The following is a 10,379-nucleotide window of genomic DNA, read 5'->3' on the forward strand; positions in this document are numbered from 1 at the left end:
TCCCCGTGAACGGGGAGCGGGGGGATGGCTTGCCAAGCAATGACAAGATCGTTGCAATGTCACGGGTGTTCGCTTCTATTCAAGTATTATTCATCTTCATGGTATATTGTCAATGGCGAGGGGGCGTGATGGCGCAGGATGGGCTGCACAATGAGGCGAGCCTATCCTGCGCGCTGTTTGCAGCAAGATCGCACGGCGGTGGTGTGGTTGGAGAGCCGCATAGCCGTGTGGCTTTACGGGGAATGATATTCTGTCACCGAATGGCAGGTGTGGATATGGCATCGATTGTTTCATCATCACAACCCACGACGAAATCAAAACCGCAACCGCGGTTACGCTATTCACCGCGCTGGATCGGAGCCGGGCTGGCGGGCGGGGTGCTGGCCGGGGTGTCCGCTATCTATGGCGGGCCGGTGGTGGCGGCGGCGTTGGCCGGGGCAGGAGCGGTGGGGGCTGGGTATGCGCTGGCGATCGAGCCGCAGCGGTTACAATTGGTTGAGCACGAACTGCCGTTTGCCGATTTGCCTGCTGGTCTGGATGGGTTGACCATCGGCCAGTTGAGCGATTTGCACCTCGGCCATCGCTACAGCTTTGCCAATGCCCAACGCGCAATCGATCATTTGCTGGCGGCGCAACCGGAGCTGATCGTGTTGACGGGCGATCTGGTGCAGACGCGGGCGGCGATTGTGCGGTTGCCAGAGGTGTTGGTCCGGCTGCGCGCGCCGCTTGGGGTGTATGCCGTGCCCGGCAATCACGATTATTGGGAGGGGATGCCACACATTGCTGAGCTGTTGCGCGAGCATGGGGTACATCTGTTGATCAATCGCCACCGGCTGATTGAACGCAATGGCGCGCGGCTGTTGCTGGCTGGGGTTGATGACCATTGGGATGGGCAGCCTGATTTGGAGCTAGCATTGGGTGGCGCGCCGGATCACGACTTTCGCCTCTTGCTAGCGCACTGCCCCGACATTGCCGATGAAGCGGCGGCAGCCGGCTTCCACCTGCAACTTTCTGGGCATACCCACGGCGGGCATGTGCGTATGCCCGGCCTCGGCCCGCTTTGCCTGCCGCGCCACGGCTGGCGCTACGACATGGGCCACTTCCGCGTCGGTGCGATGCGCCTGTTTGTTACGCGCGGGGTCAGCGGACTACCGCTGCGCTTTGGCTGCCCGCCCGAAGTTAGTTTGCACCGCTTACGTCGTGCCGGCGATTGAATTGGCGGCGGACGAACTGCCACATCGCGCGCACGCGCCGGTCACGCCACAAGAGTAGCAACCCCAGCGCGACGAGCGGGATGTCTGGCCAGAGGCTGATCGGGAATGTACCTTGGCGTAATGAGGGTAAATTGGCGACCAGCCAGATGCAGAATGCGCCAAGGTAGCCGAGCGGGCCAGCCTTGATGCCGATCATCAAGGCTAGGGTGAGCAAGGCCAGCGGCCAACTGGCCGGGTGTTCGGGAATGTGGCCCAAGAGGAGCGGTACGATCAACACAATCACCCCGAATACCGCGAGCACAATGGCGATCCAGCGGCGCAAGCCGGTGGGTTGCTCGAAGACGAGTTCGTTACGATACGGCACCGGCGGCGGTGGAGTCAGTTCAAGCAAGTTAGGGGGTGGGGCAAAGTCGTAGCGTTGGGCCTGCCACGCGAGGGTGAGGCCAGTTTGGGCCGCTTGGGACGCCAAGGCTGCCAATTCGGGCAGGCCGGCTAATGGCGGCGGTAGTTCGGCCAGATCGGTCGGCGCACCGGGAAGATGGATCGCCAGATCCGCCGGCACTTCAACCCGTTGGCGCACGGTCATTGAACACAGAATGCCGTATACCTGCCGGCCCCGGTAGGGATCGATCAGCATTGCATCACGGAGAGTCAAGGGGCCAACCGCGCGCTGGATCCATGCCGTCAGTAGCTCGTCAAGCAGGGCATGGCCGTCGGGGTCAAGCACCTGATCAAAGTCGCCGGCGCGCAAACGAGCGCGGATCGCTTCAGGTGACTGGGTGCGGACGATGTCGATCACTTGTGCGCGGTCGTAGCTAACGATAGCGGGTTGGATCATAGCTGTGCTCGTGTGCTTGCGTCCGTCCCGGTTGGACGGGTTTCCGCCCGGTCTTTCGGCGCCGGGCGATGCGTGCGCTGCCCGCTGCGCGGGCTAGGAGGCGGGGTACCGGTATACCCCACCCACACCCGTATGATAGCGCAGAGCGGTGTGGGTGTGGGCAGGCGTACGTTTGGCCCTGAAGGGCTTGGGGGAATAGTTTACCACCGAGGGGTCGGGGATGTGCCTCCACCCCCGCCCCCTCCCCCGCTGGGGGAGGGGGGGATGGTTTACCGCCAAGGGCGCAGAGGACGCGGAGGATGATCCCATACGCAACCCTTTGCGTCCTCCGCGTCCTTTGCGCCTTTGCGTTTGACCCTCTGCGTCTTGGCTGGCTTTGCGGCTTGTGGATCCAGACAGCCGTCCGGCGCTACGCTCCATCCTTCTCCGCCGCTTGCCAGCGGGTCAAGAGATCGGGCAAATCGGCGACGATCAGGTCAGGATGGATTGGGCCGGCGGTCGCTTCAGCCGCCGTGCTGACGCCAGTCAAGACCAACGCTGACGGCATACCGGCGGCGATGGCGCCGGCGATGTCGGTGTCGAGCCGGTCGCCGACGACGAGAGTTTGGGCCGGGGTTGCGCCGAGGATGGCTGCACCGATCAGGAACATTGTGGGGGCCGGTTTGCCAATCACCAGTGGCGCGATATCGGTGGCGGCGCTGAGAGCGGCGGCGATCGCACCAGCGCCGGGGATCAGCCCCTCTTCGCTGGGGAAGGTGCGGTCGGGGTTGGTGGAAATAAAGCGAGCGCCGCGCCGGATGTGCAGGGTTGCCCGCTTAAGCCGCTCGTAGGTGAGCGTGAAATCGGCCCCTTGCACGACCAACTCCGGCGCGTGATCATCCTCGACGAAGTGGCCGTCAGCGAAGAGCGCCTCGCGCAAGCCTTGCATACCAACCACAAACACCCGCGTGCCGGCTGGATACTGCTCGCGCAGATAGCGGGCCGTGGCCTGCGCCGACGTGATCACGCGCTCAGCCGGCAGCGCAATGCCCATCGCCGCCAGCTTGGCCTCGTACTGCTGCGGCGTCATCGAAGCGTTGTTGGTGATGCAGGCGAACGCGATATGGCGTTTGGTCAAAAATTGCCATAGATCGGCCACGCCGGGCAGCGGCGTTTGCCCCCGGTAGAGCACGCCATCCATATCGAACAGGACGGCGCGGATGGTGGTGAAAGCGAGCATGCCCATTTCTCCTGTCACATCCGTTCCGGTGCGTTGATGCCGAGCAACGCCAAGCCGTTGCGCAGCGCATTGGCAGTCGCCGCGACCAATTGCAGCCGGGCGGCGCGCAGGGCTGGCGCTTCGGCGCGCAAAACGGGACATTGCTCGAAGAAGATGCCGAATTCGCGGGCAGTAGTGTAGCACCAGTCGGCGATAACGAACGGCGCATAGCGCGCGCCGGCCTCGCGCACCGCTTCGTGCAAGCGGGCCAGATGGCGGATCAGGCGCTGCTCGCTGGGGTGGGTGAGCAAGGCAGGATCGGCATCGGCCAGTGTGGCCCCTTCTTCGGCGGCGCGGCGCAAGATCGAGCGGCAGCGCGCGTGCGAGTATTGCAGGTAGGCCGCGCTGTTGCCCTCGATCGAGAGCATGCGATCCCAATCGAGGGTGATATTGCGGCGCGGGTCTTGATACAGGTCATTGTAAATCACCGCGCCAATGCCCACCGCCTCGGCGATAGCGGCCCGCTCTGCGGGCGGCAGATCGGCGCTCTTGGCATCGACCAAGGCGCGCGCCCGCGCCACCGCGTCGTCGAGCAGGGCTTCAAGGTAGACCATATTGCCCTTCTTGGTCGAGAGGGGCTGGCCGTCGGCGGTGGTAATGACGCCGAAGGGCACATGCACCAATTCGACATCGCGGGCATAGCCCATCGCCCGCACGATTGCGAAGAGCTGGCGGAAGTGCAGCTCTTGGCGGGCATCAACCACGTAGATGATATGCGACGGGTTAAATTCTTGGAGGCGGAATTTGATCGTGGCGATGTCGCGGGTCATGTAGACAGTACCGCCATCGTTGCGCTGAATGATAAACTTGGGCAGCTTGTCGAGTTCGGCCACCACCGCGCCATCGACATCGCGGAAGGCCGCCTCGGAACGGAGCGCCTCTTCGATCACGCCGGGCAGCATTGCCTCGTAGAAGCTTTCGCCGTAGGCGTAATCGAAGCGGATGCCGAGCCGGTCGTAGTTGCGTTGCGCTGCTCGCAGCGAGAGATCAACGCACCACTGCCAGAGCTCGCGGGCAGTTGGATCACCCTGTTCGAGCGCCAGCGACCAGCGCCGAGCCTCGTCTTCGAGCGCCGGATTGTCTTTCATCTCGGCGTTGTAGCGGGCATAGAGCGCCTCAAGTTCGGCCATCGCCGCTTCGCCCTCGTTTTGGGGGCGGCCATAGCGTTGCATAGCGGCCAAAATAATACCAAACTGCGTCCCCCAATCGCCGAGATGGTTATCGCCGATCACGCGATAGCCAAGCGCGCGGAAGATATGCACCAGCGCCTGCCCGATGATCGTCGAGCGGATGTGACCAACGTGCATGCGCTTGGCGATGTTGGGCGAGGAATAGTCGATCACCACTGTGCGACCGGCGCCATCGGCCACCGTGCCATACGCTTCACCGGCGGTCTCGATCTCGTTCAAAACAGTCGCTGCCAGCCGTTGCGGGTGAAGCGAGAAATTGAGAAACGCACCGGTGGCTGTTACCTCACCGATCAGCGAGCCGGGGGGTGGCGCAATGGCGGCAGCGAGTTCGGCGGCGAATTTCGCCGGATCAACGCCGAGCGCCTTGGCCGCCTTAAACGTGACAAAGGTGCGGTCGGCGGGAATATTCGGTTTAGGGGTGGTAATCTCGATCAGCTCGACCGGCACCTTGCCGGTGGCAGCAATCGATTCTTTGATTTCAGTGATGAAGCGTTCGAGCGCGTAGCCCATGGTTCTACTCCCTTATGCAATTCCGGCCTTTAGTATACCGTACCTTGCCCGGAACGCAGCGAGCATAGCCAAGGCGCAACGCGCGCAACCGGCCTACCTTGCCGGGCCAGTTGCCTTGCCCCCTACGCTGCCGGCAGCTTGGGCGGCGGTTTAGGCGTATATTGCTCGACGAAGAAGCCGCGCAATTGGCCGCGAGCCGGGATCGGACTGGTCTCGACCGCGATCAGCTCGCGCCCGCGCATATCGAGGGTTATGGTCTGCGCGCGACCGGGGCTATTCATATCGTAGAGGCTGATCACGCCGGTAGCGGGGCCAGTTTCGTCGTAGCCAATCGCCAGCACTTGATGATTATCAAACGGCGAGCGTGAGCTGCCGATCAAGCAAATCGGCCACGGCTCGCCGGCGTCAATCTTGGTCTTCAGCGCGCGCCATTCGGCCTTGGTGCGGTCGAGCAGCCAGCGCGATCCGGCGAACGGCAGCGGCAAATGCAGCATCACCATCCACACCAACAGTTGCGGCGCATTGATGACAAAACTCTCGACCTGCCGCTGCCAGAGATAGTCGCGCAACGCGCGCGAGCGAGGCGAGTCATCGAGCGGCAGATCGTTCCAATCCTTGCCACGCGGCAATGGTGTGCCGGCGCGAAAATAGTCGGCAGCGGCGAAGGCCATACCGCCGCACATACCGTAGTGGGACGGCAGATTGGCATCGGCCCACATATCGGCCACCCGTTGCACCATCCCGCTGATATCGAACCCGCCGATCGAGGCGCGCGCGTCACGCGCCGCCGCTTGCGCCGAACGGCTAAGCGTCTGGCGCAATTCCGCCGTCTGGTCGGGATTGAGCGGCCATGCATTGACGAAGGCAAAGCCGTGTTCTTCCGGGCGAAAGGCTGTGTGCGGCATCCACTGACCTCCTTGAACGCGAACGCATGCTAGAGCATGCATTATCCCCGCGCAGCTCGCCCACCATCTGTCTATCATTGCGAGGGCGCGCAGCGCCCGAAGCAATCTCCCGCTTCAGCGGCACCGATGTCTGAGCTGAAGCAATCCACGCATAAGGGATTGCTAAGCTTCTTGTGGAGTGCGGCAGTTTTACTGCCGCACTCCATAGCTCGGCAAGCATGTTATGGTCGCCACCGCGTACTCACCGGCTGGCGCCTGCCTACCGCCACGTCACCGTTACCTCGACGTTAAGCCGGTCGAGCGCGACGCCGGCATAGCGGCTCAGGCCAACCTCTTCTATCACCGGCGTGACCGGCTGGCCAGCAATCGTCATCGTTACGTCATAGCCGGCATCGGGAGGCAGCATGAATCGCACGTAGGCAGTGCGACCGCTGCCGGTGACGTATAAGCGCAGGCCCTGCGCTTCGCGTTGCCAGCAATACGCGACATAACCATCAGAAGCGGGATAGCGAGCGACGACATACACCTGCATGATAGCAGGTTCAGCCGGCCAGCGGGGGCTGATAATCGCATCGTCGTAACGGCTGGCGGTATCAACAATGCCGGCCAGCCCTTCAAACAGCGCGCCGAGCATTGCGCTCGCGCCCCAACCATCGGTGGGGATGGTGTCGGGGCCAGAGATGCCGGGCTGGCCATTGGGATAATACCACAGGTATGAGGCATTGGTCAGGCGCAGCAGATTGGCATAGCGGCGAAGGTGATCAAGCCCATACGGCTCGAAGCCAAAGGTAAACGCGCCGCGGGCCAACTCGCCGCCGACTAATGGCATAATCCCGCCATTGACATACTCGCCCGGATGCTCGCCTTTGCCGCCGGCCATGCCGAAACTGCCCGGCGGGAAGGGCGGGTCGATGCTGTACCATTCGGCAAAGGCCCGCGAAAAATCGCGCCGCTCATAGTAGCTGCCGATAATCGCCTGCGCCTGCGCTGCCGAGAGCACGCCACGGTTGAGCGCATACGCATTCGAGAGGCTCAGTTGCTCGGCGGAATCGACTCCTGCTGGGGTAAAGGACGGGTCTTCGGGGACGAAATGGGTGAAGAAGCGGCCATTCCATGCTAGCTCGTTCAGCCGCTGCATGATCTCATCCGAGAGTTGGAAATAGCGCTCGGCCCGCGCCGGTTCGCCCACTCGTTGCTCGATACGGGCCAGCAACATCAACGCCGCCGCTAAGCCGGTATTATCGCCGTGGAACGTCCCCCAAATCGTGTCGGGCTCGATCCAGTGGCGCGGCGCGGGTTTGCCGTCGGGGCTCGTGGTAGTTGGGCCGTAGGCGAAATCCCACATATCGATGGTGTAGGGCCGGCGCACCAAACCGCGCTCTGCGTTCCAGCGCAACGGGTTGGTGGTAATGTATTCGACCGCGCGCCGCAGCGCCGGCAGATGACTGCGCAGCCACGCATCGTCGCCGGTCATCTGCCACGCTTCGTACACCCCTTGAATGTAGAGAAACTCAAGGTCGGATTCAACCTCTTTGCGGAACGCGGTCACGTACCGTTCGGGGTAGTCAATCACATCGGGCAGGCTGCCATCGGGGAATTGGGCATCGCGGAAAGCGTCGAGCAAACTGGTGACATCGCGCTCGAAATAGCGAAACCCGCGCCCCTGATAGACATGATCGCGTAACCAGAGCAGCGGGTTATCGGGTGAGCGGTAGCCGCTAATGAGGCGGCCATTCAGCTCATAACTCACCCGCGCTTCAGCCATGAGCCGGCGAATGCGCGGATAGAGCGAGTCAATGTCACTTTGGCCGCTGATCAGCGCCGTTTGGGCATCGAGGGTGACGATCTGGCTTTGCGCGCCGGCCAGCCGGCCATCGATCAGCGCCACGGCCCACTGCGGGCCGAGCGCGCCGCCTGCCGGCAAGGTGATTTCCCCTGCGCCATCGGTGACGGTTACTGTGCCTGTAGCGCTGAGCCTCCCGGCAGCATCGTAGAGTTGCACGGTCACTGGGCCGCTGTACGCGGGGATCCGCAGCGTGATCGGCACCGGTTGTAGTGGCTGCACCGTTGGGGTTGGAGTAGCGAGCGCCAGCGAAGCTTGCTGGGGCGCTGGCGGCGTCTCGATCACCGGCGCCGGCGTCTGCGCGCGCCAATCGGCGGGCAGCCGTTCGGCGGCAGCGCCGCCGTTTTCCAACGCAACAATCCGTAGGGTCGCGAAATACTGCACCAACGCGCCGTCTACCCAGCGCGGTTCGCCGAGCGGCGGCCCAATGCGCGATCCGCCGGCGGCTTGCCATGCGCTACGGAACGGTTCGCGCAGTTGATCGGTTTGGTTTGGAGGGAGCGGACTGCAACTGGCGAGCAGAACGATCCCGATGAATACGATGGCAAGTTGCTTCATATCCGGCATTATAGCGGAAGATGGCGCTGGCTTAGGCAGGTTGGCTGCATCCTAATTCGGTAGGGGATGCGGCAGTGAAACTGCCGCAGTCCATACATGTGAGGATGCCGAGGGTGAGCGATGTACGTGCTAGGGGAGCGCGGGCGGCGCGTCCGCGAGGGGTGTCGAGGTGGCGGGTCCCGTGCGTTGGTGGTGTGCGGTTCAAGGGCGGACAGAACGGATCAGCGTAGATGTGGTTGATGGCGTTGGGATTCGCTGATGTGCCCTCACCCCCAGCCCTTCTCTCGCTGGCATTCAAGGGTGGACAGAACCTCTGATCCGGTACCCGACCCTAAAGGGTCGGGCTAGGGTTACGAAGCCCGCTGCGCGGGCTGATGTGCCCTCACCCCCAGCCCTTCTCCCACTGACGCGGGAGAGGGGAGTGGAGCGTTAAGCGTTGAGGCATCACACAGCCATAAACTGTTGTGTGCTATCAAATGTTCTGTTCGCCCATCAATGGTGTACGGAGGGGATGCGGCAGTAACACTGCTGCACTCCAACCTGAGGTGTGCTGCGGGCCGGCGGCGTGCGCACTGGTGGGGCGCTCTCTGGAGTGCGGCAGTATGACTGCCGCACCAACGTATTTCTTCCCCGAAAGTGAATGTGGGCAGGTAGGTGGGCAGCGTGTTGGCGAGTGCTCTCTAGATACAAGGCGGGCCGCGCCCCGGTGAGTTCGGGAGCGCATGCGGCAGTGGAACTGCCGCAGTCCGTAGATATACGGTGGGCCGGCGTGGAGCACGAGCGGCTCGCCCGCGAGAGTGAACCCAGCCATCATATTGCATTTGCCGGATGGCCCGCGTATACTGGCTGTAACACCTCAAAACGCTCGGTCGAGCCGTTCAATTCGGTGTGCTGTGCGCCGCTGGGTCAATTCCACATGGAAGGAACTGTTATGTCACGCCTGCCCGTGATCTTTATCCCCGGCTTTACCGGTTCGTTCAACCTGCCGGTGTTGCTCGACTGGCGTGGCCCTACCTTGAACGGTTGGAATTTTCCGCCGTTCTTCCATTATGGCAAAACGTTGCTGCAAACCTTCACGCAGGCCGGCTATCGCCGTAACCGTGATCTCTTTGTCGCCTTCTACGATTGGCGCAAGCCGGTCGAAGAGAGCGCGCGGCGCTATCTAACCGGCTGGATCGATCGGGCCAAAAAGGCGGCCAATGCTAACAAGGTTGTTTTGATCGGCCATAGTATGGGTGGCTTGGTAGCGCGCAGTTACATCCAATCGCCTGAATACCTGAGCCGTAACGATGTGGCGCGCCTGATCACGCTGGGCACGCCGCACCGCGGTTCAGCCGAAGCCTACACGGCGTGGGCTGGCGCCGAACCGCATGCCGACGAGACGCTGCGCACCGTGTTTGCCGTCTATTTGTGGTATTTGCGCCACATTCACCCGATCCAAACTGAACTTGACAAGGTGAAGACCATCCAGACCCAAGTGCCCGGTGTGCGTGACCTATTACCCATCGAAGACTACCTGCTCAGCGGCAATCCACCGCAGATCAAACCCATTACGAGTATGGCAAGCCGCAATCTGTGGGGTGAAATGGCCAATCAAGCTCAAGCAGTGGCAACCCTGACGCAGCGAGTCGCGGTGACGACGATCACCGGGGTGGGGTTTAACACGCTGAGCACTATACTTGTCGGCCCACCGCCAGCCGATCACTCGTTGCGCTACCCCGATGGCGTACCGCTCAGCCGCCATTACGATGTGCAGGGAGATGGTACAGTGTTACAGCGGATGGCGACGGTGCCGCAGGCCAACAATCTGCCACCGCTGACGGTGAGCCACGGCGCATTGCCCGATAGCCCGCAAGCGCTGGCGCTTGTGTTGAGTGAGTTGGGGATGAGCCCCGGTGTATTGGGCGCAGCGCCGGCAGCTTCACCGGCGCCGCCAACCCCGCGGCTGGTGGTGATGACGGCATCGCCGATTACGGTTGAGGTTGTTACGCCAGCCGGGTTGCCGTTGGCGCCGGCTGGCGTGTTGGGCGCAGCGCCAAGCCGTGCTCGGCGCCGGCGGCGGC

General features: G+C 62.7%; 7 protein-coding genes. 2 read left to right on the forward strand and 5 right to left on the reverse strand.

The features are described 5' to 3' along the window. Positions 1-275: 275 nt before the first annotated feature. Complete coding sequence (locus U9R81_RS10760) at positions 276-1,214, forward strand: metallophosphoesterase (RefSeq protein WP_322495454.1); 939 nt, start codon at positions 276-278, stop codon at positions 1,212-1,214. On the opposite strand, the gene U9R81_RS10765 is transcribed toward U9R81_RS10760, so the two are convergent. The 5 genes from U9R81_RS10765 to U9R81_RS10785 form a co-directional block, all read right to left on the reverse strand. Then, on the reverse strand, positions 1,180-2,052 hold the full coding sequence (locus U9R81_RS10765; protein WP_322495455.1) for a hypothetical protein: 873 nt from the start codon (positions 2,050-2,052) through the stop codon (positions 1,180-1,182). The two genes, U9R81_RS10760 and U9R81_RS10765, sit on opposite strands and share 35 nt — an antisense overlap. Before the next feature lie 409 nt (positions 2,053-2,461). Beyond that, positions 2,462-3,271 carry an HAD-IIA family hydrolase gene (locus U9R81_RS10770; RefSeq protein ID WP_322495456.1) on the reverse strand — a complete coding sequence of 270 codons (810 nt, stop codon included), beginning with the start codon at positions 3,269-3,271 and terminating at the stop codon, positions 2,462-2,464. 14 nt (positions 3,272-3,285) lie between these two features. Then, complete coding sequence (argS, locus tag U9R81_RS10775) at positions 3,286-5,010, reverse strand: arginine--tRNA ligase (RefSeq protein ID WP_322495457.1); 1,725 nt, start codon at positions 5,008-5,010, stop codon at positions 3,286-3,288. 122 nt (positions 5,011-5,132) lie between these two features. Further along, positions 5,133-5,915, reverse strand: coding sequence for a hypothetical protein (locus U9R81_RS10780; RefSeq protein WP_322495458.1), 783 nt, complete (start codon positions 5,913-5,915; stop codon positions 5,133-5,135). 259 nt (positions 5,916-6,174) lie between these two features. Continuing rightward, a complete protein-coding gene (locus tag U9R81_RS10785; protein WP_322495459.1) occupies positions 6,175-8,316 on the reverse strand; it encodes a hypothetical protein in 2,142 nt (713 codons plus the stop codon). Positions 8,317-9,247: 931 nt separating this feature from the next. Between U9R81_RS10785 and U9R81_RS10790 the strand changes: the two genes are divergently transcribed. Then, positions 9,248-10,379, forward strand: a 1,132-nt coding sequence (locus U9R81_RS10790) for an esterase/lipase family protein (protein WP_322495460.1), incomplete at its 3' end; no start/stop codon positions are given.

It is taken from the genome of Chloroflexus sp., from assembly GCF_034435895.1.
Lineage (GTDB): Bacteria > Chloroflexota > Chloroflexia > Chloroflexales > Chloroflexaceae > Chloroflexus.

What these genes read in the sequence shown, in the direction of transcription:
- U9R81_RS10760 (WP_322495454.1), top strand. Translation starts at nt 276, where the DNA reads ATGGCATCGATTGTTTCATCATCACAACCCACGACGAAATCAAAACCG.
- U9R81_RS10765 (WP_322495455.1), bottom strand. Translation starts at nt 2,052, where the DNA reads ATGATCCAACCCGCTATCGTTAGCTACGACCGCGCACAAGTGATCGAC.
- U9R81_RS10770 (WP_322495456.1), bottom strand. Translation starts at nt 3,271, where the DNA reads ATGCTCGCTTTCACCACCATCCGCGCCGTCCTGTTCGATATGGATGGC.
- argS (WP_322495457.1), bottom strand. Translation starts at nt 5,010, where the DNA reads ATGGGCTACGCGCTCGAACGCTTCATCACTGAAATCAAAGAATCGATT.
- U9R81_RS10780 (WP_322495458.1), bottom strand. Translation starts at nt 5,915, where the DNA reads ATGCCGCACACAGCCTTTCGCCCGGAAGAACACGGCTTTGCCTTCGTC.
- U9R81_RS10785 (WP_322495459.1), bottom strand. Translation starts at nt 8,316, where the DNA reads ATGAAGCAACTTGCCATCGTATTCATCGGGATCGTTCTGCTCGCCAGT.